Below are 20,673 nucleotides of genomic sequence, written 5' to 3'. Positions count from 1 at the left end.
CGTTCACCGGACCCACTCCTCGGCGGTCCGCAGGTCGTCATCGGTGTCGCAGTCGAACCAGGGCGGCGGGCCAGGCCGCCGCCAGGAAACCTCGATGAAGCGGAGATGCTCCAGCAGCGCGTGCATCGAGGCACCGTGCAGACCCCCACGCTCCTCGGCGAGCTTGCTGACGGCGTCCCGCAGCGCGTTCGTACGCCACACTCCGCACAACGCCTGCCGTCGGCCCTCCGCGTCCCGGTAGACCGCACCCTCCAGCGGCGCGGACTCGACGGTGAGTCGCAGCACGTCGATCGCCTCACCGGTCAGCAACGGCAAGTCGGCGGCGAGCAACGCGGTGAAACTGACGTCCCGCGGCACGAGCGCCAGCCCTGCCGCCGTGGCCGCCACGGGCCCACCGCCTCGGGGCTCCTCACTCGTGGAGGCCACCTCGACGGGCAGGTCAGGAGGCACCCGGCCGACCACGACCTGAGGATCGGCGTCATGCACCGCGGCAAGCACACGAGTCAGCATCGACTGCCCGGCCACCGGGATGGCAGCCTTGTCCGCCCCACCCATCCGACGCGCCGCACCGCCGGCCAGCACCACCGCCGCGAATCCCCCCACGTACGTACCGTATCCCGCCGAGCCCGCGAGCGTGACCGCGCGGAGCCCGACAACCCGGAGAAGGCGTGCGGATCGACTTCGTCAGCGACCGGAAATCCGGAGCAGTTCGCGGCCTTTCTCCCTGATCAGCCATCGATGACGGCGCTGTGGCCTCCGCACCGGGTGGCGTTCGAGCTGCCGGAATCGCGAGTCGAGGCCGGACGAGTCGTCGAAGAGCGCCGCCCGACCCGCCCGGGCCGGACTCGCCGGAGGCCGTCCGCCGAGCCCGGCCACGCCGCAGACCGACAGACCACGCATGCACGGCGGGCCGTTACGCGCCGAACGCGGCGGCGGATCGGGCCGCGCCCGCACCGCACGCCGAGACGGAACCCGTCGCACCGCCGGTCGACGGATCCGTCGCGTTGTAGGCCGGCGGAATCCGTCACGCGGCAGGCGTCAGCCGAACCTCTCACGCCACAGAAGCCAGCGGCACCCGTCAGGCCGCAGGGGCGAGCGCACCCGTCACGCCGCAGCAGTCAGCCCAACCCGGCACGCCGCAGACCGACGAATCGATCGCGTCGTAGGTCGATGAGGTGGGCGGCATCGCAGGCTGTTGGGCCCAGGCCTTGCCGCGGCGATCGATGCGGCAGGGGAGACCCTAGGCTGGCGGCATGGCGCGGACGACGAACCGGCGACCCGTGACGAAGATCGACCTGGACGCGCCCGGGGGACCGAGTCGGCGGCCCGACGACCTCGCCGCCGAGGAGCCGCTGGAGATCCGGCTGCGCAGGAAGCCGCTCGCCGTCACCATGCGCACGCCTGGCCAGGACATCGACCTCGCAATGGGATTCCTGCTCAGCGAGGGCATCATCCAGATCCCCTCCGACGTCGTCACCGCTCAGCTATGCGCGGGCACCGACGCGCCGAACACCTACAACGTGGTCGACGTCGTGCTGGGCGATCACGTTCCGCCGCCGGTGACGGATCCGAGCCGCGGTTTCTACACGACCAGTTCGTGCGGCGTGTGCGGAAAGGCCGGCATCGACGCCGTCCGCACCCGGTCGCGTTTCGATGTGAGCGCCGACGAGGTGTCCGTCGCCGCGCGGACCCTGAGCGAGCTTCCCGGCAAGCTGCGCGCCGCTCAGCGGACATTCGACCGTACGGGCGGACTACACGCGGCCGGCCTTTTCGACGCGAACGGGGAGCTGGCAGTGCTCCGCGAGGACGTCGGACGGCACAACGCGGTCGACAAGGTCATCGGATGGGCGCTGCGCGAGGACCGCCTGCCGCTGTCCGGACACGTACTGCTCGTGTCGGGACGGGCAAGCTTCGAACTGACCCAGAAGGCCTGGATGGCGGGAATCCCGGTGCTCGCGGCGGTCTCCGCGCCCAGCACTCTTGCGGCGGAGTTGGCGGACGAGGCAGGAATGACCCTCGTCGGCTTCCTCCGAGGCAGGTCGATGAACGTCTACGCGGGCTCGCACCGGGTAACCGCCTGAGTCCGCTGAGTCTGCGGCCCGCCTTCATCCAAGTCACGCGGTCCAGAGATCCACGGCCGCAAGCTCCGGAACCCGGTCGTCCCGACCGGGGACGTCCACGCCGACCGGGCCGACGCGCTGAGGCAAGACTGAGCCGACCCCACATCGCGCGCTGTCGGCACGGAACGGCAGGAGACCGGGCGACTCTGAGCCGGACGGCCTCGACAGCCTCATCGCCGGCGGCGAACGGTACGACGTCCAGCCGTGCCGCCAGAGGTGGTCCTGTGGCCGGCCGTCCATGCCGGTCGGCCGCATGACCTCGCCTCGGTGCGGACTGTCCTTGTCTTACGCGGGGTGAAGTCTGGCTCGCGAAAGCTGGGTCCAGCCATCTCGCCCTCCGCACCCGCCCCGCCTCTATCCGACTCCATCCTCTGATTTGCCTTGCCCCCTGACGGCGTCCTCTGCTCGGCCTCGGCCCCTGACGGCGTCCCCTGCCCGGGCTCGGCCCCTGACGGCGTCCCCTGCTCGGCCTCGCCCCCTCGCAACGCCTTCTGGTCCGCCTCGGCCCCTGGCGATGTCCTCTGAACTGCCTCGGTCGGTAGCGTCCCGTGGTCTACCTCGTCGAGCTGCTCCGTCGTCCGGATTGCCGGATCGCTAGGGCTCACCGTCGCAACTGTCGCGACGCTAGTCGGCTTCGGCGGTCGGTCGGGCTCACCACTGCCTGCTTCATGCGCCCGGGCGTGCGGGGGCGTCTCGTGCTCGTTCGCGACCCCCTCGTGCTCGTTCGCAGCCGCCTCGTGCTCGTTCGCGACCCCCTCGTGCTCGTTCGCGACCGCCTCGTGCTCGTTATGGCTGGGACGACTGTCACCCGACTCGGCAAGGTGGCCTTCCTCCTCGGCGCAGGCGTAACCAGGCTCCTTCGGCGCGGGCCTGCCCGTCGGAGTCGGCCAGCCGGCTACTGCTGAAGGTGGGACAGCCGCGTACAGCGTGGCATTCATCGTCTCGGCCAGCGCGTAGTGCGGGTCGGCCTCCCGGGCACGCTCCACCGCGATGGCGGCCAGGGCGCCTCGGCTGGCGCGCCACGCGATGAAGGCGAGCAGCGATGCCGGCGCCGGAACCCGCTGAGGGGCGACCCGGCGTACTACGTCCGACCAGAGGGCAATCTGCCAGCCGTCCGTGCCGCTGCGGATCCAGGCATAGTCGCGCACCGGAATCGAGGTAAGCAGATAGCCGAGCCAGGCCACCTCGTCGTCAGACAGCCGACCACCCGAGCGGTAGCGCCGCTCCGCGGAACGCACCGCCGTCCGGCCAGCCCGCAGGATCAGACGCTCGGACCGGCATCGTTCCTCGGCCGAGAGCACCGTCCCGCCGTCGTGCGGCAGCGGCGCCTGCGGAAGCCCGCCGTCGTCCGGCAGCGGCGCCTGCGGAAGAAGGTCGAGCAGCCGGGACAGCGCTCGCTCGTCCGCCGAATCCATGGCCTCGCGATCCGGTCCGGTCACCGGCGCGAGCTGTGCTTCCAGATCCTTGCGGCTGGGCAAGGCGACCGCTCCCGCGAAGGTCGCCTCCGCCGCCACCACGCTGTCCGGCGGATCGCATGGCCTTCCGTCCTCGGGACAGCAGGTCTGCTTGGTGCACCGGTACGACCAGTAACGGCCGTCGGCCACACGGAACTCGTCGATGATGTGCAGGCCCGCGCTCGTCAGAGCTTGGGACAAGTGGAGGAGCGATGGTGTGACGCGGTCGCTGTCGCCGTACCCGATGAGGGCTATGGCTTCGGGCCACTGCTCGACGATGAGCGAGGCGAGGTGCAGGACCCGCGCCTGGGCCTCGAGGTCGGGAACGCCGGGCTCCGGCAGGTCGATGCGGGCCGCGAACGCGAGCTTGGCACCCGTCACCGCGGCGACGACCAGGCTGTCCGCCGGATGAAACCCGATCAGGAACGGCACCGCCGCGATCAGATCGGCGGGGGTGCGCACTTTCAGCTTCGTCATGGCGAGCAGATTGGCCGAGAACGGCCGAGGGCCGCGTGCCAGAAGCCGCAGCCTGTGGACAACCCTGCGCTGTGGATAACCGGGACGACGGATCGGCTCGCATGCCATGCTGCCGATCCGTCGGAAGCACCGCCGGCGCGGCTCGCTTCCCGCCCGTCGAGACTTAGGAGCGGAATTGAAGTTCGTGCAGCTCCAGGCCTTCCTGCTGCCAGTCGTGTGGATGGCGATCGAGATCCATCGTCAACTCGATCGAGGACACGACGTCGTAGCCGGCCGCATGCAGGCTGCGGATGGCGTCCACGTTGCGGGAGGAAGGGGAAATCGTCAGAGCCTGCATGTTGCGCTTCTTGGCTTCCTGCGCAACATGCCGCAGCAGCTTGCGGCCGACGCCTTTGTGCCGGTGCGAGGAGGTCACCACCACCGGTTCGACCTCACCCGCGCGCCCCCGGATGATGAGGCCCACCAGGCCGATCACCCCGTCGTCGGCGTGGTCGGCGACCCAGAGACCGCCGAGGTCAAGGCGGGTCAGGTACTCCTCGAAGCCGGCTCCGCCGTCATCGGACGGATCGCCGTACATCTGGTTGTGCTGAGCCGTCAATTCCGCCCACAGGCGCCGGCCGGCACTGTGGTCGCTCGGCCGGTACGAACGCACAGCGACAGGTGTCATGCCGACATTTTGACTCCGATTCGGGCACGCCGTAACCCGAAGTGGAAGATAAGGCGGTGGATCTGCCGTATCTGCGCACGCACCCGCAGCATCTCCCGACATTTCTGACTCATCAGCGGATTCGGGAGACACCCGTCGGAGGCGGTGATGTCTGCCGGGCATCGCGCCTGACCTTGGACGATGGCTCGTCGCTGTTCGCGAAGACGTGGCCTGCGGGCGAGCCACCCGAGCACTTTTTCGCGACCGAGGCTGCGGGGCTGAATTGGCTGCGCGAGGCCGGCACGGTGCCGGTTCCCGAGGTCATCGTCGCGCTCGACAAGATGCTCGCACTCGAATGGGTGGACTCCGGTCCGCCGACGCGGGCGGGCGCCGAGCGGTTCGGCCGTGAACTGGCCGACCTTCACCGGGCCGGCGCGGAGAGCTTCGGGGCCGCGTGGACCGGGTTCATCGGGCCGCTGCCCCAGGACAACACGCCATCGGCGGGTCCGTGGGGGGAGTGGTTCGCGGAACGGCGGATGCGTCCGTACCTGAAGATCTCGGCTGACCGCGGTGCGCTCTCTGGGACCGATGTCACGCTGGTCGAGCGCGTTCTTTCCGGGATCGAGACGTACGGCGGGAAGGAACCTCCCGCCCGTATCCACGGGGACTTGTGGCCGGGAAACGTGCTGTGGGGAGCGGACGGGCGGATCTGGCTCGTGGACCCCGCCGCTCATGGCGGGCATCGCGAGACCGACCTGGCGCAGTTGGCGTTGTTCGGCGGGGTGGCGCACCTGGACGCGGTCATCTCGGCGTATGACGAGGTCTGGCCGTTGGGGGAGGGGTGGCGCGAGCGGGTCGCTCTGCATCAGCTTCATCTGTTGCTGGTGCATACGGCGGCGTTCGGGAAGCAATACCGCGAGGCCGTGCGCGCGGCGGCGGGCGCGTTGCTCGGACATTAGAGATGAGATTGAAGCCTGCGTCACCGATGGCCGATGTCCATAGGCACGTCGCGGGGACCTCGCCGTAGGGCTGTCCGCGGAGGGCCCGTCCTGAGCACGAGGCGCCATGCGCAGGGCGGAGATGCCGTGAGCCTCGGGCAGGCGGCGGCACGGGCATGCGGCGACGCTCAGCGGAAGCCGAGCGAGGCGGCACGCGCATGCACCACCGCTCCGCGCAGGCCAGACGAGGCCGGCACGCGCATGCGGCGAAGCTCAGCGCCAAGGTCTCGCGGGGAGAGGGCGGCGGGTCGCCAGGCCCGGCGGGTCGCCAGCGCCGCATACCCGATCAGCAAGCCGGGCGAGGCGGCAGGGAAAGGTGAACGGCTCTCGGCGCCGGACAGGGAAGGCAGGGCCGCCTGGCGTGGGTGGTGAGTTGCCATTTGGAGCGCAAAGGAGCCGGTGTGACCTGGTGCTTGGGCGGTTTGGGCGCGGCCCTCGCCACACGGCAAGAGGGCGAATCGGCGCGTGGCGGGGCGTGCGGTGTATCGCAGTGCGGTACAGGCGACGCCAAATGTCGTATGCAAGCGCTACGTTCGACCAGTGACCGAGCTTGCCGTGCCCATCGTGCCGCCGCGGGATCCCGTGCGTGGGAGTGGGTTGCTTGCTGACCGGTTCGGGCGCGTCGCCACGGATCTTCGGGTGTCGTTGACCGATCGGTGCAATCTGCGGTGCACCTATTGCATGCCCGAGGAGGGGCTCGCATGGATGCCGCGGGAGCAGCAGCTCAGCGATGAGGAGGTGGGGCGGCTCATCCGGATCGCGGTCGAGCGGCTGGGCGTGACCGAGGTGCGGTTCACCGGCGGTGAGCCGCTCATCCGGCGGGGGCTCGTGGGCATCGTGGCGGCCGCCGCAGCGCTTCGGCCGCGGCCGAAACTCTCGATCACCACGAACGGCATCGGCCTCGAGCGTCTTGCGGGGCCATTGCGGGACGCCGGCCTGGGTCGGGTGAATGTATCGCTCGACACGCTGTCTCCGGCTCGGTTCGAGCAGCTCACACATCGTGATCGCCATGCCGACGTGCTCAAGGGGTTGGCCGGCGCGGCGGCCGCCGGGCTTACTCCAGTGAAGATCAACACCGTGTTGATGCGGGGCATCAATGACGACGAGGCGCCGGGACTGCTGCGGTTCGCGCTGGATCACGGGTACCAGTTGAGGTTCATCGAGCAGATGCCGCTCGACGCCCAGCATCGGTGGGAGCGGCGCGAGATGGTCACTGCGGCGGCGATTCTGGAGGCGCTGGAGCCCTTCGGGCTTCAGGCGGATCCGGTTTCACGTGGAACAGCGCCGGCCGAGACCTGGCTTGTGCCGGGCTACCTCGATGCGGCGGGCAATCCGGCTCGGGTCGGAGTCATCGGCAGCGTCACCAGGCCTTTCTGCGGCGATTGCGATCGCACTCGGTTGACCGCCGATGGACAGGTGCGTAACTGCTTGTTCGCCACAGGCGAGACGGACCTGCGTGGGCTCGTCCGCGGCAACGCCTCGGACGACGAGATCGCCGACGCCTGGCGTGCCGCCATGTGGGGCAAGAGGGCCGGCCACGGGATCGACGACCCCTCATTCCTGCAGCCCTCCCGTCCGATGTCCGCGATCGGCGGGTGAACATGGACACGACCGCTCCGCCTGTCCTGGTCCGTTACTTCGCCGGCGCGCGGGCGGCCGCCGGGAATACCCGTGAAGAAACCGTCTCGGCCTCCTCGCTCGACCACCTCACCGTCCTGCTGAGCGAACGCCACGGCGAGCGGCTCGCCCTCGTCCTCAAGACCGCCAGCTTCCTGGTCGACGGTCTCGCCTGTCATGATCGTCAGGTGGCTCTTCCCGCCGGGGCGACCGTCGATGTCCTGCCACCGTTCGCGGGGGGTTGAGCTTGATCGGGTTCGTCGGGCTGATCATCGTCGTCGTCGGCCTGATCCACCTCTACCTCTGGAAGCGCCTCGTTCGCGATCCGTTCCGCAAGGGCCGTGCCCGCCGTGCCGGCGGCATCGCCGCCGTTCTGCTGGCGATCCTCGTGCCTGCGACTCTGATCGGTGTCCGGACCGGCTCCGCGAAGTGGCTCGCGTGGCCCGGTTACCTCTGGGTCGCGCTGATGTTCTACCTACTGGTAGTCCTCGCGGTCCTGGAGATACCGCGCCTCGTCGCCAACCTCTGGCTCCGCTCGAAGGCCGCAACACCCGAGGCCGGCGCAACACCCGAGGCCGGCGCAACACCCGAGGCCGGCGCAACACCCGAAGCCGGGACGGCAACTCCGGACAGCGCGGTGAGCGGTCCCGGCACCAGCGGCTCCTCCCATGAGAACGTCGACACCACCAGCGATCCCGCACGCGGGAACACCACCACGACCAGAAAGGCCGCCCGCGAGAACGCGACCACGAGCGGCGCCGTTGGCCCCGAGAACGCGACCACGGCCAGCGCCGGCAACGCGACCAGCGCCCACAGCCCTGAGGACACGACCAGCGGCTACGCCGGCGGGAACACTGCCTCGGAGGACGGGGCGGCCGGGATCGAGCGGCGGTTGCTGCTTGCGCGTGGTGCCGCCATCTTCGCCGGGCTCACCGCCGCGGGTCTTACCGGTTACGGCGTCAAGACCGCGCTCGGTGGCCCTCAGCTCGACCGGGTGCAGATTCCCTTGGCCAAGCTGCCGCGCGCCATGGATGGCACCCGGCTCGCCGTGGTGTCCGACATCCATCTCGGGCCGCTGACCGGGGTACGGCACGCCGAGCGGATCGTTCGGCTGATCAACTCGGTCGACGCCGACATCGTCTGCGTGGTGGGGGACCTGGTCGACGGGTCCGTGGGTGAACTCGGACGGTTCGCGGCGCCGCTGGCCGGGATTCGGTCGCGACGGGGTGCGTATTTCGTCACGGGTAACCATGAGTACTATTCCGGCTACTCGGAGTGGGTCACTGAGGTGGCTCGGCTCGGGATCCGGCCGTTGCGTAATGAGCGGCTCGAGGTGGCGGGGCTGGACCTGGCCGGGGTGAACGATCTCGGTGGCGAGGCCGTGGGCGACGGCCCCGACTTCGAGCGGGCGCTCGGTGACCGGGATCCCGCGCGGCCGGTCGTCCTCATGGCGCACCAACCCATCGCCGCTAAGGACGCCGCTCCGTTCGGGGTCGATCTCCAGGTCTCCGGGCATACGCATGGCGGACAGATGGCTCCCTTCAACCTGCTGGTCAAGCTGGAACAGCCGGTGGTGAGCGGGCTCGGCAAGGTCGACGGGGTGCCGGTGTATGTGACCAACGGCGCCGGCTTCTGGGGGCCGCCGGTCCGGGTGGGGGCGCCGCCGCAGGTCACCGTCATCGAGCTCCGCACCCCCTAGATCCAGCCAAGCCGACAAGGCCAGCCACGCTCAGGCCAGCCACGCTCAGGCCAGCCACGCTCAGGCCAGCCGGGAAAGGGCCACCGGGAAAGGGCCAGCCGAGGAAGGCCGGACGAAGAGGACAGGGCGGAGAGGTCCGGACCGGCCTGAAGCCTGGCGCCGTTACTCAGTGCGACCGCCGTACCTCTTGGAAGTGAATCTCAGAACGATCCGCCGAGCCACAGCAGCGACCTCCCCAGGAATCAATCGTGGATCGGTTATGTCACTTCGCGCGTGGCGGCTTCTGACGCGCGGCGCGCCCATGACAGGATGCAGCGTGCCCTCGGACAGCGCAGGGTCCTCGGTTGCCGCGGACACGGACGTCGCGGACACGTACGTCGCGGATCTCCACATCCACTCTCGGTATTCGCGTGCCTGCAGCCGTGACCTCACCCTTCCCAACCTGGCCTGGTGGGCCCGCCGTAAGGGCATCGCCCTGCTGGGCACCGGTGACTTCACCCATCCCGCCTGGTTCGACCACCTGCGGGAGAACCTGCGTCCCGACACCGCTCCCGGCCTCTTCCGGCTGAGCCCCGAGGCCGAGCAGGACGTCACCCGCCGCCTTCCCGGCACGCTGCAGGGCACCAGCCCCGCCCGGTTCATGCTCAGTGTCGAGATCTCCACGATCTACAAGCGCGATGACCGTACGCGGAAGGTGCACCACCTCGTCTACCTGCCCGACCTCGACGCCGCCGCGCGCTTCAACGCCGCGCTGGGGCGGATCGGGAACCTGACCGCCGACGGCCGGCCCATTCTCGGGCTCGACTCGCGGGATCTGCTGGAGATCGTGCTGGAGGCCAGCCCGGACGGCTATCTGGTGCCGGCGCACATCTGGACGCCCTGGTTCTCGGCGCTCGGCTCCAAGTCCGGCTTCGACGCGATCGCCGACTGCTACGCCGACCTCGCCGAGCACATCACCGCCGTCGAGACCGGGCTCTCCTCCGACCCGGAGATGAACTTGCGGGTCTCCAGCCTCGACCGCTACCGGCTGGTCTCCAACTCGGATGCGCACTCGCCCGCCGCGCTCGCCCGGGAGGCCACGCTCTTCACCGGCACGCCGGACTACTTTGCGGTCAAGCAGGGAGAAAGCCTCGCCGGCACGATCGAGTTCTTCCCGGAGGAGGGCAAGTACCACGCCGACGGGCATCGGGCGTGCGGGGTGAACTGGGAGCCGGCGCGTACCCGCCAGGCCGGTGGCCGTTGCCCCGAGTGCGGCAAGCCGCTGACCGTCGGCGTGCTGAGCCGGGTCGAGGACCTGGCCGACCGCGACACCGCACCCGCCCGGCCGCAGACCGTCGAGCATCTCATCCAGCTCGCCGAGATCGTCGGCGAGATCAACGGTATGGGTCCGAAGTCCAAGACCGTCGAGGGGCAGTTGAACCACCTGGTGGCGGCCCTCGGTCCCGAGCTGGACATCCTGCGCAAGGTGCCGGTCGACGAGATCGGTCGGCACGGCGGGGAGAACCTGCGGGAGGCGATCACCCGGTTGCGGCGTGGCGACGTGCGGCGCATCGCGGGCTACGACGGCGAGTACGGCGTCATCACCCTCTTCGAGCCGGGTGAGCTGCGCACCAAGCAGAACGCCCCGCAGGCCGAGACCCTGTTCGACATGGTGCCGGTGCCGGTGCCGCAGCAGCGCAGGACCGAGCCGGCCATCGGGCGCGCGCCCGTGCCGAAGGCCGAGCCGGTCCGGAAGAAGGCGCCGCCGATCCAGCCGCCGGCGTCGCCGCACGAGCCGTTCGAGCCGATGCTCGCCGGCATGGAGGAGGTCGGCACCGGGCTGCTCGACCGGCTGGACGCGATGCAGCGGGTGGCCGCGTCGGCGCCCGGGGGACCGCTGCTCATCGTGGCGGGGCCGGGCACCGGCAAGACGCGGACGCTGACCCACCGGATCGCGTACCTGTGTGCCGAGATGAATGTCTTTCCGCACCGCTGCCTGGCGATCACCTTCACCCGGCGGGCGGCCGAGGAGATGCGGGCCCGGCTCGACGCGCTGATGGGCGATGTCGCCGAGGACATCACCGTCGGCACCTTCCACTCGGTCGGCCTGACCATCCTGCGGGAGAACGCGAAGGCGGCCGGGCTGGGCGCCGGGTGGCGGATCGCCGACGACGCCGAGCGGGCGGCGGCCCGGGAGCAGGCGGGGGACGACGACGCGGCGTACACGAAGCTGCTGCGTCAGCAGGATCTGGTCGATCTCGACGACCTGCTCACGGTGCCGGTGGCGCTGCTGCGCGACGATACCGCGCTGGTCGAGAAGTACCGGCGGCAGTGGCAGTGGATCTTCGTGGACGAGTACCAGGACGTCGACGACACCCAGTACGAGCTGCTGCGGCTGCTGAGCCCCGCGGACGGCAACCTGTGCGCGATCGGCGACCCCGACCAGGCGATCTACTCCTTCCGGGGCGCGGACGTCGGCTACTTCCTGCGCTTCGCCGAGGACTTCACCGATGCCCGGCTGGTGCGGCTCACCCGCAACTACCGCTCTTCCGCGCCGATCCTCGCCGCCGCGGTGCAGGCGATCGCGCCGACCTCGCTGGTCAGCGGCCGGCGGCTGGATCCGGCCCGGGTCAATCCGGAGTCGCCGCTGGTCGGGCGGTACTTCGCCGCCAGCGTGGCGGACGAGGCCGATTTCGTCGTGCGTACGGTGGACGAACTGGTCGGTGGGCTGTCGCACCGCTCGCTCGACTCGGGCCGGGTGGACTCGCGCGCGGTGACTCCGCAGACGCTGTCCTTCTCGGACATCGCGGTGCTCTACCGCACCGACTCGCAGGCCCAGGCCGTGGTGGACGCGCTGTCGCGTGCGGGCGTACCCGTGCAGAAGCGCTCGCACAACCGGCTGCGGGACCGCCCGGGGGTGCAGGTGATCGCGCGGGAGCTGCGTCACGCGGACGGCCCGGCCGGTTCGCTCGCGACGCGCGTCAGGGCCGGCGCGACGCTGCTGGCCCAGCGGTATGCCGCGCCGACGCTCGACGCCGAGCAGCTCGCCCCGGAGGACATCTGGACGGCGGCCGACCTGCTCATTCCGCTAGCCCAACGGCTCGGCGACGACCTGCCGCGCTTCCTGCAGGAGATCGCCACCGGCGCGGAGGTGGACGCCCTGGATCCGCGGGCGGAGGCGGTCAACCTGCTCACCCTGCACGCGGCGAAGGGCCTCGAGTTCCCGGTGGTGTTCCTCGTCGGTTGCGAGGACGGGCTGCTGCCACTGCGCTGGCCGGGCACGACGCCGTCGGACGACGACACCGCCGAGGAGCGCCGGCTCTTCTTCGTGGGCCTCACGCGGGCGCAGGACCGGCTCTACATCAGCCACGCGGCCCGGCGCTTCCGGCACGGCCGCGAGCGGGAGCAGTCGCCGACGCCGTTCCTGGACGCGATCGACGCGGGCCTGTTCGAGCGCATGGGCGACACCGTCCCGGCGCGCCCGAAGGACCGGCAGTTGCGCCTGCTCTAGGCGAGCGTCACGCCGATCAGGGCTCCGGCCAGGAGGGCCGGTCCGAACGGCAGCGCGGTGTCTCGGGTCGCGCGGCGGGTGAGCAGCAGGGCGAGCGCCACCGGGCCGTTGATGAGGTGCGCCGCCGCCAGGCCGGCCGCCACCGCCGGCCACCCGGCGAAGCCGAGGACGAAGCCCAGGACGGTCGCCAGCTTGACGTCGCCCAGGCCCAGGCCGCGGCCGGGCAGCAGAGCGATGATCAGGTACGCCGCCCCGCACAGCACCGCCGCCACCCCGGCCCGTCCGAGCCGCTCCGGCTCCCCGGCGATCAGCGCCCCGGCGCCGAGCGGGAGCGCCGTGCCGGCCGCGAGCGCGGCCACCAGCGGGTCGGGCAGGCGCCGGCAGCGTAGGTCGATCATCGCGAGCAGGAGGCCGAGGACCGCGGCCGGCAGCAGGACCGGCAGCAGCAAGGTCGGGCCGATCGTGACACCGAGGAGGGTAGCCGTCAGCGCACCGACGAGGACTGTCCAGACCGGTCGGCCGGCGCAGGCGCAGGTCGCTCCGGCGCGTACCCAATCGGGGTAGGGCTCGGCGCAGTCGGCGCAGGTGGACCGCGGCGGTGTGCCTCGCGGCACCGCGAGACGGTCCGCGACGCGGGGGAGGAAGGCGGCCGTGGCCGCGCCGAAGACGGCCGCGCAGACGGTCACCGCATCGGACATGGGGCGCAACGGTATCCGCGGTGAAGGCGGTCCCGCGCGTCTTGTTGCCGACAGTCGCGGACCGCGACCTCCTGCCCGGGCCGTTGAGCATGGGTAGGCGCGCTTGGCGCGGGAGGGAGCGCCACGACTGTCCACGCTACGGTGGCGTACAGCGAATCCCGCCTGGAGGAAATCCCGATGTCGCAGAACGGCCCGTACCCCGGCCAGGGCTGGCCGCCGACCGGCGGCTCGTCGGGGTCCGACGAGCCGTACACGGAACCGTCCGATCCCTGGGGTGAGGCGGAGACCGCCGCGTCGCCCGGTTGGGGTGAACAGTCGACGTCGGTGCCGTCCTACCCGCAGCCGTCCTACCCCGGCACGCCGCCGCCGGCCTGGCAGCAGCAGCAGCCGCCGCAGTTGCCGCTGCCGAAGAAGCGGCGTAACGCGCCGATCGTCGCTCTGGTCGTGGTGCTGGGCCTGCTGATCTGCGGTGGGCTGGGCACGACCGCCGTGCTCGTGTCCCGGGCCGAGAAGCCGGTTGTGGGGCAGAGTCCGACCGTGCCGGCCGCCACGGCGACCAGTCAGGTCGCGGCTCCGGAGCCGAAGACCAGTGAGGACGCCCGCTTCGTCCGCAAGGGCCAGTGCGTCCGCAACCAGGGCAACGCCGACGACCGTCCGGATCTGAAGATCGTCGAGTGTGCGAGCGGTACCTACGAGGTGCTCAAGCGGGTCGACGGCCGTACGACCGGCGAGGCGGACGCCGAGGACAAGTGCGGAAAGGTCGCCAAGTACACCAAGTGGTACTTCTACGACAGCGAGCTGGACAGCCTCGACTTCGTGCTCTGTCTCCGCGAGTATGGGGCCGACTAGCGCTTTCTAGCTAATTCGCTAGAGAGCTTGATACGGTGCTATCCGTGGATCCGGTCCGGAACCCGTACGCACCCGGCGCCGGCCAGCGCCCACCCGAACTGGCCGGACGCGGCCGCGAGCTGGACGCCTTCGACGTCGTCCTGGAACGGGTGGCCCGCGGCCGGCCCGAGCGCAGCCTCGTCCTCACCGGCCTGCGCGGCGTCGGCAAGACGGTGCTGCTCAACACCCTGCGGTCGGCGGCGATCGGCCGGCTCTGGGGCACCGGGAAGATCGAGGCACGGCCGGACCAGTCGCTGCGCCGTCCGGTCTCGGCCGCCCTGCACATGGCGATCCGGGAGCTGACCCCGCACCACCGCAATCCCGACCGGGTCGACGAGGTGCTCGCGGTACTCAAGGCGTTCGCCTTGCGCGCCAACGACGCGAACGCCAAGCTGCGCGACCGGTGGACGCCCGGCATCGACGTGCCGGCGGCGCGGGGCCGCGCCGACTCCGGCGACATCGAGATCGATCTGGTCGAGCTCTTCACCGACGCCGCGTCGCTGGCCACCGACGTCGGCACGGGCATCGCCCTGTTCATCGACGAGATGCAGGACCTCGGCCCGGCGGACGTGTCCGCGCTCTGCGCCGCCTGTCACGAGCTGTCGCAGCTCGGCGCGCCGCTGATCGTGGTCGGCGCCGGCCTGCCGCACCTGCCCGCCGTGCTGTCCGCCGCGAAGTCGTATTCCGAGCGGCTGTTCCGCTACCAGCGCATCGACCGGCTCGACCGCATCGCGGCGGACCTGGCGCTGTGCGCCCCGGCGGCACGCGAGGACGTCGATTACGACGCCGAGGCGCTGGACCTGCTCTACGAGAAGTCGGGCGGATATCCGTACTTCGTCCAGGCGTACGGAAAGGCGACGTGGGACCACGCGCCGACCTCCCCGGTGACCGCCGAGGACGTCCGGGTCGCCGCGCCGGAGGCCGAGGCCGAGCTCGCCGTGGGCTTCTTCGGCTCCCGCTTCGAGCGCGCGACCCCGGCGGAACGGGAGTACATGCGGGCGATGGCGGCGCTGTCCGGCGAGGGTGGCCACGACATGGACGCGGCGGTGCCCACCTCGGACATCGCGGCGTCGCTCTCCCGCCGACCGGCGAGCCTGTCACCCGCGCGGGACGCCTTGATCAAGAAGGGGCTCATCTACTCGGGAGAGCGCGGCACGGTCGCGTTCACGGTGCCGCACTTCGGCCGCTACCTGCGTACTCAGCCTTAGAGCTCGTGCCAGGGCGCCGGGTAGCGGGCCTCGACGTCCCTCAGGACCAGGAGCTGCCAGGCGTCGCCGAGGCCGGACCACGGGCTGTGGATTCCGTACGGCGCCGCCGGCACGAACCCGAAACGCCGGTAGTAGGCGGGATCGCCGAGCACTAGCACGAGCCGCTCGCCGGCGGCGGTAGCCAGCCGGAGTCCCTGGGAGATCACCGCCGCACCGAGGCCGCGCCGCTGCTCGCTCGGCAGCACGGCGACCGGTCCGAGGGCCAGCGCCGGCTCCGCGCCCACCGTGATCCGGCTGAGCAGGGCGTACGCGACAACCCGACCCTCCTCCTCGGCAAGCACGGACATGCCGGGCAGCCACGCGTCGGTGTCCCGGAGGCTGTCGACCAGCCGCGCTTCCGCGTCGGTCTCGAAGGCCGCGGTCAGCACCGCCCAGACGGGACCGGCGTCGCCCGGGCGCTCGACTCGAAGATTCATGTAGGCACCCTAGTCAGCCACGAGTTGGGCATCGGACAACGCGGGTATAACGGTGCTATGAAGCCCGTACGCGCCGCCGCCCGTGCCATGCTCGGTGCCATCTTCGTCGTCAGCGGAGCCCGCATCGTGCTCAACCCCGACTCCAAGGTCGCCACCGCCAAGCGGGTGACCGACAAGGTCGGACCGATGATCGAGAAGCTGGATCCGCGCCTGCCGAGCGACGCGCGCGCCCTGGTCCGGCTCAAGGCCGGCAGCGACGTCGCCGCCGGGCTGCTGCTGGCCACCGGACGGTTCACCCGCCCGGCCGCCGCGGTGCTCGCCGCCGGGCTGGTCCCGACCACCGTCGCGGGGCACTCGTTCTGGACCATGCCGCAGCCCGAGCGCGAGCAGCACCAGATCCACTTCCTCAAGAACCTGGGGCTGCTCGGCGGCCTGCTGCTCGCGGCGGTCGACACCCAGGGCAAGCCCGGCCTCAAGTACCGGACCACGCACGCGATCGGTCGCTCGCAGCGCTCGGTGAGTCACGCGGTCGAACGCTCGCAGCGGTCCGCGCGGCGGGCGATGCGGACGGCGAGGCGCGAGGCGAAGATCGCCGCCCTCTCTGCCACCGCCGCCCGCAAGCTGCCCGGATAGCCGCCTGCGGGGCCCGCCCGGCGGATGCATCCCACATCAAGAGCTCAATCACCAAACGGGCCGTCCCGGCGTTAAGCACGCAGAGCACCGAGCGGATGAGCCACGGGGGGTGGGGCATGCCCGCGATGACACCGGCGCGCCCCGCGACCTCCCGGTCCGTCATGGTCGCCCTCGCCTGCCTCGGCCTGCTGGCCGCGATGACCACGATCGCCCAACGGTACGGGTTCAGCGGACTCGCCCTCGACCGCGAGGCCGCGATGAGCTGGCTGGGCGACGACTGGCTGTACGCGTACCGCGCCGCCGGCAGCCACCTCGGCACCGCCCTGCCGCCGTTCGCCGCGCTGCTCGTCGCGCCCGCCGCGCTCCTGCCGCTCGCCGTCGCGGGGTGGTCGCTCGCCCTCGCCGGGGTCGCCGCACTCGCCCTGGCCCTGATCGTGCTGGCCGGCCCGGTCGCCCGCCGCTACGGCCGCCGGCCGTGGCCGGTGGTGCTCGCGGCCGGCGCCCTGGCGCTGACCGCCGAGCCGGTCCGTGCCGCGCTCGGCCTCGGCACGCTGGATCTGCTGGCCTTCGGTCTCCTCACCGCCGACATCGTGGCGCTGCGCCGCAGTGCGTGGGCCCGCAGCCGGGCGCGCTGGTGGCCCTCGGGAGCGGCACCGGAACCGTGGCCGCGCCGCATGTGGACCGATGGCGGCTGGGCCGGGGCGGGCGTGGGGCTCGCGACGGCGCTGACGGTGAGCCCGGTCCTCTTCCTCGCGTACCTCGCCGTCACCAGGCAGTGGCGGGCGGCGCTGACCGCCGTCGGCACGGCCGTCACGGCCGCGGTGACCGCCGCGCTGATCGCGCGGCATGAGACGGCGGCCTGGTTCGGCGAGGTGCTGTGGCGCATCGACCGGACCGGACCGGTGGATGCTCCGGCCAACCAGTCCCTGGCCGGCGTGCTCGCCCGGCTGTACGACTCGGCCACCACGCCGGTCCTGCTCTGGTTCTCGTTCTCGCTGCTGCTGGTCGCGGTCGGGCTGATCCGCGCCCGGTCGGCGCACGCCGACGGGGACGAGATCACGGCCTTCACCCTGGTCGGGCTGACCGCGGCGATCGTCGGCCCGGTCACCGACACGCACGAGCTGGTGTGGCTGTTGCCGGCCGTGCTGGTCCTCGTCGACGCGGCCGCCCGGCGGCGCGCCTCGGCGCGGCGCTCGCTGCCGGGCCGTCCGCGGCATCCCGGCGCCGGCCTGGCCGTGGCCGCCGGGTCGGTCTACCTGCTGGTGGTGCTCGCGCCGATGGGCAGCTTCGCCGACCCGGTGTCGCGCAACTCCTACGCGCTGGCCCTGATCCTGCTGGTCAACGCCCTGCCGTGGCGGCCCGGAGCGGCGCCGGCCGTGCCGGTCGACCGCTGGGAGCGCCGTCGCGCGAGCCGCCGGGCGATGACCATCCCCCCGCCACGGGAGCCCCTCGTCAGGGGCAGTTGACCCATTCCTCGGTGCCGTCGGTGAAGACCTGGCGCTTCCAGATCGGCAGCCGGGCCTTCGCCTCGTCGACCAGCCGGGCGCAGGCCGCGAACGCCGCCGCCCGATGCGCCGTACTCACCGCGGCCACCAGCGCCACGTCGCCGATCCGCAGGGTGCCCACCCGGTGGGAGACGGCGACCGCGTACACGTCCGGGTCGGCGGCGATCTCGTCCGCCACCTCGCGAAGCACCGCGGCGGCGCTCGGATGTCCCTCGTACTCGAGCAGCGTCACGCCCCGGCCGTGATCGTGGTCGCGGACGACGCCCTGGAAGGAGACGACCGCGCCCGCCCGGGGATCGGCGACGGCCCTCTCGTGCGCCGCCAGGTCCAGGGCGACGTCGCCGACCTCGGCGATCCGTACGGTGTCCAAACTGGTCATGGGCGTTCTCCGGGCGACAGCGGCAGGGGCAGGAACGGGACGAGGTCGCCGGCCGCGGCCCGCTGCTCCGGGCGGACGACGACGAAGCCGTGCGCCCGGGCCAGGCCCCGCAGCATGGCCGAGCCGGCATGCCCGACCGCCGTGGCCCGCCGGCCGTCGGCGTCCAGGACCGCGAGCGCCAGGTGGGTGAAGCCGCCACGACCCGGGACGTCCGCGGTCAGCTCCACCCGCGGGAGCGCCGGCAGCTCACGTCCGTGCAGGCCGGCGAGGAGCGGTGCCACCAGGGACACCAGCGCGATGACCGCGGACTGCGGGTTGCCCGGTAGCCCGGCGAGGAACCGCGGGCGTCCGTCGGGGCCGGTCAGGCGGGCGAGCAGCATCGGAAAACCCGGGCGCACGGCGACCGTGTTCACCACGTACTCGGCGCCGAGGGCGGCGAGGGCGGGATGAAGGTGATCGACGGGACCGTGCATGGTGCCGCCCGTGGTGCAGACCACGTCGGCGACGGACAGCCCGTGCCGGATCGCCTCGACGTGGGCGTCGAGGGTGTCGCGCACCGGGCCCTGGATCGCGCCGGGGTCCACTGTGGCCCCGGCGCGGCGCAACCAGGCCGGGACCAGGGGGCTCAACGAGTCACGGACCCGCCCCTCGCCCGGCGGTCCACTGGTCAACAGCTCGTCGCCGAAGACGAGAAGCGCGGCGCGGGGCGTCGGGCGTACGGGAACCGTGTCGTAGCCGCAGGTGGCCGCCATGCCGAGCACCGCGGGGTCGACCGGCGTGCCGGCCGGCAGCAGTTCCTCGCCCCTCCGCGCCTCCTCGCCGGGTAGGCGCCACTCCGGCTGGGGGCGCGGTGTCCCGGCGACCAGGCCTTCGGCGTCCCTCGTGGACTCCTCGACCCGGACCAGCGCCTCGGCACCCTGCGGGACCATGGCGCCGGTGGCGATCTCGACGCAGGTGCCGTCCTCGGCGAGCGGCCGAGGCGTGCCGCCGGCCAGGACCCGGCCGACCGGTCGCCACGGCGCACTGCCGCGCACCGCCCATCCGTCGATGCTCGAGGTCGGGAAGGCAGGCAGATCGGTGAGGGCCACCAGAGGCTCCGCGAGCGTACGACCGTCCGCGGCGCTCAGCGGCACCGACTCCGCCGGTCCCGCCGCCGCCCGGCCCGCCTCGTACACCAGGGTGCGAGCCTTGTCCCAGTCGATCGGCATGCTCTGCGCGCTCATCGGTGCAGCCTATGGTCGCCGCCGCGGATCTGCTCCACCGCATGGGCCAGGATCGGGCCCAGCACGGCCAGCCCGTCGCGGGCGCCGCCGGTGGACCCCGGCAGGTTGACGATCAGCGTGCGGCCGGAGACCCCGGCGAGCCCCCGGGACAGCGCGGCGGCCGGCACCTTGTCCCGGCTGTACGCGCGGATCGCCTCGGCGATGCCGGGAACCTCGAAGTCGAGCAGCGGACGGGTTGCCTCGGGCGTCCGGTCGGTGGGCGTGACGCCGGTACCGCCGCTGGTCAGCACGACGTCGATCCCGTCGGCGAGCGCCGCGCGCAGCGCCTCGGCGACCGGCGGTCCGTCGCTCACCACGACCGGCGCCGGATCGACCTGGCACCCGAGATCGGCGAGACCCGCGACGAGCAGAGGTCCGCTGGTGTCCTGGTAGACGCCGGCGGCGGCCCGGTTGGAGGCGACGATCACCCGGGCGCGGATCACGGGCGGTCCTCCGGGCGTACCCACTCTCCGGTCTTGCCGCCCTCTTTGCGCAGGACCCGGATGGCCTCGATGCTCGCCGCCGGGTCGACGGCCTTGACCATGTCGATCAGGGCGAGCCCGGCCGTGGCCACCGCGGTGAGCGCCTCCATCTCGACACCCGTGCGGTCGGCGGTCTTCGTGGTGGCGACGATGTCCACCCCGGTGTCGGTGATCGCGAGGTCCACCGTGACGCTGTGCAGCCCGATCGGGTGACACAGCGGCACCAGATCGGGTGTCCGTTTAGCGCCCAGGATTCCGGCGAGGCGGGCGACGGCGAGGGCGTCGCCCTTGGGGAGGCCGTCGCCGCGCAGCAGGGCTACGACCTCCGGCGTGGTGACCAGCCGGCCGGCGGCGACGGCCCGGCGGACGGTCACGGTTTTCGCCGATACGTCGACCATCCGGGCCGCCCCGTCGGCGTCGACATGAGTCATTTTCGCTGCGTTCGTCACAAGGGCCAGAGTATCCACCGACGGGATGGTCTTCACATTCGCCGCGCCCGGCATGGGCAGCCCGTCAGCGCACCTCTACTTTCCGTAGCCATTTGGTTTCGCAATCCGTTCTACGCGGTGAATTGGTCCATAGCACGCTTTAGGTTTTCGGCCCCTTCATCCGAAGAGTCGTAACATTCGTTACCGATAGCG

The 20,673-nt window shown here is 71.7% G+C and carries 19 protein-coding genes; 10 read left to right on the top strand and 9 right to left on the bottom strand.

Going from position 1 to position 20,673, the window contains the following annotated elements; translation table 11 throughout:
- Positions 1-3: 3 nt before the first annotated feature.
- A complete protein-coding gene (mobA, locus tag EDD30_RS19940; protein ID WP_280526159.1) occupies positions 4-603 on the bottom strand; it encodes a molybdenum cofactor guanylyltransferase in 600 nt (199 codons plus the stop codon).
- A gap of 650 nt (positions 604-1,253) precedes the next feature.
- On the opposite strand from mobA, the gene fdhD reads away from it, so the two are divergent.
- Positions 1,254-2,081: a formate dehydrogenase accessory sulfurtransferase FdhD gene (gene fdhD / locus EDD30_RS19935; RefSeq protein WP_071805579.1), complete on the top strand. Its 828-nt coding sequence runs from the start codon at positions 1,254-1,256 to the stop codon at positions 2,079-2,081.
- 209 nt (positions 2,082-2,290) lie between these two features.
- Here the strand turns inward: fdhD and EDD30_RS39930 are convergent, their stop codons facing one another.
- Complete coding sequence (locus EDD30_RS39930) at positions 2,291-4,051, bottom strand: DUF4192 family protein (protein WP_211277790.1); 1,761 nt, start codon at positions 4,049-4,051, stop codon at positions 2,291-2,293.
- Positions 4,052-4,214: 163 nt separating this feature from the next.
- Positions 4,215-4,703, bottom strand: a complete 489-nt coding sequence (locus EDD30_RS19925; protein WP_244945322.1) for a GNAT family N-acetyltransferase — start codon at positions 4,701-4,703, stop codon at positions 4,215-4,217.
- 71 nt (positions 4,704-4,774) lie between these two features.
- On the opposite strand from EDD30_RS19925, the gene EDD30_RS19920 reads away from it, so the two are divergent.
- The 5 genes from EDD30_RS19920 (at position 4,775) to EDD30_RS19900 (ending at position 12,501) form a co-directional block, all read left to right on the top strand.
- Complete coding sequence (locus EDD30_RS19920; protein ID WP_071805584.1) at positions 4,775-5,656, top strand: fructosamine kinase family protein; 882 nt, start codon at positions 4,775-4,777, stop codon at positions 5,654-5,656.
- Positions 5,657-6,235: 579 nt separating this feature from the next.
- Positions 6,236-7,294: a GTP 3',8-cyclase MoaA gene (moaA, locus tag EDD30_RS19915; RefSeq protein WP_244945321.1), complete on the top strand. Its 1,059-nt coding sequence runs from the start codon at positions 6,236-6,238 to the stop codon at positions 7,292-7,294.
- Between the two features lie 2 nt (positions 7,295-7,296).
- Entirely contained in the window at positions 7,297-7,557 is a 261-nt protein-coding gene (locus tag EDD30_RS19910) for a MoaD/ThiS family protein (protein ID WP_071805586.1), read from the top strand.
- A gap of 2 nt (positions 7,558-7,559) precedes the next feature.
- Positions 7,560-9,011, top strand: a complete 1,452-nt coding sequence (locus EDD30_RS19905) for a metallophosphoesterase (protein WP_071805588.1) — start codon at positions 7,560-7,562, stop codon at positions 9,009-9,011.
- Between the two features lie 301 nt (positions 9,012-9,312).
- Entirely contained in the window at positions 9,313-12,501 is a 3,189-nt protein-coding gene (locus tag EDD30_RS19900) for a UvrD-helicase domain-containing protein (protein ID WP_123678825.1), read from the top strand.
- Here the strand turns inward: EDD30_RS19900 and EDD30_RS19895 are convergent.
- A complete protein-coding gene (locus EDD30_RS19895; RefSeq protein WP_071807881.1) occupies positions 12,498-13,199 on the bottom strand; it encodes a prepilin peptidase in 702 nt (233 codons plus the stop codon). The genes EDD30_RS19900 and EDD30_RS19895 overlap by 4 nt on opposite strands.
- A gap of 177 nt (positions 13,200-13,376) precedes the next feature.
- On the opposite strand from EDD30_RS19895, the gene EDD30_RS19890 reads away from it, so the two are divergent.
- Entirely contained in the window at positions 13,377-14,048 is a 672-nt protein-coding gene (locus EDD30_RS19890) for an LppU/SCO3897 family protein (protein WP_084556915.1), read from the top strand.
- Positions 14,049-14,092: 44 nt separating this feature from the next.
- Positions 14,093-15,295 (top strand): ATP-binding protein, encoded by a 1,203-nt coding sequence (locus EDD30_RS19885; RefSeq protein WP_071807880.1) that lies wholly within the window; start codon positions 14,093-14,095, stop codon positions 15,293-15,295.
- On the opposite strand, the gene EDD30_RS19880 is transcribed toward EDD30_RS19885, so the two are convergent.
- Complete coding sequence (locus tag EDD30_RS19880) at positions 15,292-15,771, bottom strand: GNAT family N-acetyltransferase (protein WP_071807879.1); 480 nt, start codon at positions 15,769-15,771, stop codon at positions 15,292-15,294. The genes EDD30_RS19885 and EDD30_RS19880 overlap by 4 nt on opposite strands.
- A gap of 57 nt (positions 15,772-15,828) precedes the next feature.
- Here EDD30_RS19880 and EDD30_RS19875 point away from each other — a divergent pair, with 57 nt between their 5' ends.
- The gene (locus tag EDD30_RS19875) at positions 15,829-16,404 is read left to right on the top strand and encodes a DoxX family protein (protein ID WP_071807878.1); all 576 of its coding nucleotides are present in this window, start codon (positions 15,829-15,831) and stop codon (positions 16,402-16,404) included.
- Positions 16,405-16,520: 116 nt separating this feature from the next.
- On the top strand, positions 16,521-17,870 hold the full coding sequence (locus EDD30_RS19870) for a glycosyltransferase 87 family protein (protein WP_071807877.1): 1,350 nt from the start codon (positions 16,521-16,523) through the stop codon (positions 17,868-17,870).
- On the opposite strand, the gene EDD30_RS19865 is transcribed toward EDD30_RS19870, so the two are convergent.
- From EDD30_RS19865 to moaC, 4 genes are read right to left on the bottom strand one after another with little or no spacing between them, the layout of a single operon-like run.
- Positions 17,857-18,288, bottom strand: a complete 432-nt coding sequence (locus EDD30_RS19865; protein ID WP_071807876.1) for a molybdenum cofactor biosynthesis protein MoaE — start codon at positions 18,286-18,288, stop codon at positions 17,857-17,859. The genes EDD30_RS19870 and EDD30_RS19865 overlap by 14 nt on opposite strands.
- The gene (locus tag EDD30_RS19860; RefSeq protein WP_071807875.1) at positions 18,285-19,511 is read right to left on the bottom strand and encodes a molybdopterin molybdotransferase MoeA; all 1,227 of its coding nucleotides are present in this window, start codon (positions 19,509-19,511) and stop codon (positions 18,285-18,287) included. The genes EDD30_RS19865 and EDD30_RS19860 overlap by 4 nt, the downstream gene beginning before the upstream one ends.
- Positions 19,508-19,993, bottom strand: a complete 486-nt coding sequence (locus EDD30_RS19855; protein ID WP_071807874.1) for a MogA/MoaB family molybdenum cofactor biosynthesis protein — start codon at positions 19,991-19,993, stop codon at positions 19,508-19,510. Before EDD30_RS19855 ends, EDD30_RS19860 begins: the two co-directional genes overlap by 4 nt.
- Positions 19,990-20,463, bottom strand: a complete 474-nt coding sequence (moaC, locus tag EDD30_RS19850; protein WP_394328294.1) for a cyclic pyranopterin monophosphate synthase MoaC — start codon at positions 20,461-20,463, stop codon at positions 19,990-19,992. The genes EDD30_RS19855 and moaC overlap by 4 nt, the downstream gene beginning before the upstream one ends.
- Positions 20,464-20,673: the final 210 nt, after the last annotated feature.

The sequence above is a fragment of the Couchioplanes caeruleus genome, assembly GCF_003751945.1.
In the GTDB taxonomy this organism is placed as follows: domain Bacteria; phylum Actinomycetota; class Actinomycetes; order Mycobacteriales; family Micromonosporaceae; genus Actinoplanes; species Actinoplanes caeruleus.
The sequence above is the reverse complement of the archived record's forward strand: the minus strand, read 5'-3'. Positions and strand labels throughout refer to the sequence as shown.

Bases quoted from the DNA above. Each gene is read 5' to 3' on its own strand.
- fdhD (WP_071805579.1), top strand. From the start codon at position 1,254: ATGGCGCGGACGACGAACCGGCGACCCGTGACGAAGATCGACCTGGAC.
- EDD30_RS39930 (WP_211277790.1), bottom strand. From the start codon at position 4,051: ATGACGAAGCTGAAAGTGCGCACCCCCGCCGATCTGATCGCGGCGGTG.
- EDD30_RS19910 (WP_071805586.1), top strand. From the start codon at position 7,297: ATGGACACGACCGCTCCGCCTGTCCTGGTCCGTTACTTCGCCGGCGCG.
- EDD30_RS19900 (WP_123678825.1), top strand. From the start codon at position 9,313: ATGACAGGATGCAGCGTGCCCTCGGACAGCGCAGGGTCCTCGGTTGCC.
- EDD30_RS19895 (WP_071807881.1), bottom strand. From the start codon at position 13,199: ATGTCCGATGCGGTGACCGTCTGCGCGGCCGTCTTCGGCGCGGCCACG.
- EDD30_RS19890 (WP_084556915.1), top strand. From the start codon at position 13,377: ATGTCGCAGAACGGCCCGTACCCCGGCCAGGGCTGGCCGCCGACCGGC.
- EDD30_RS19880 (WP_071807879.1), bottom strand. From the start codon at position 15,771: ATGAATCTTCGAGTCGAGCGCCCGGGCGACGCCGGTCCCGTCTGGGCG.
- EDD30_RS19875 (WP_071807878.1), top strand. From the start codon at position 15,829: ATGAAGCCCGTACGCGCCGCCGCCCGTGCCATGCTCGGTGCCATCTTC.
- EDD30_RS19870 (WP_071807877.1), top strand. From the start codon at position 16,521: ATGCCCGCGATGACACCGGCGCGCCCCGCGACCTCCCGGTCCGTCATG.
- EDD30_RS19865 (WP_071807876.1), bottom strand. From the start codon at position 18,288: ATGACCAGTTTGGACACCGTACGGATCGCCGAGGTCGGCGACGTCGCC.
- EDD30_RS19860 (WP_071807875.1), bottom strand. From the start codon at position 19,511: ATGAGCGCGCAGAGCATGCCGATCGACTGGGACAAGGCTCGCACCCTG.
- moaC (WP_394328294.1), bottom strand. From the start codon at position 20,463: ATGACTCATGTCGACGCCGACGGGGCGGCCCGGATGGTCGACGTATCG.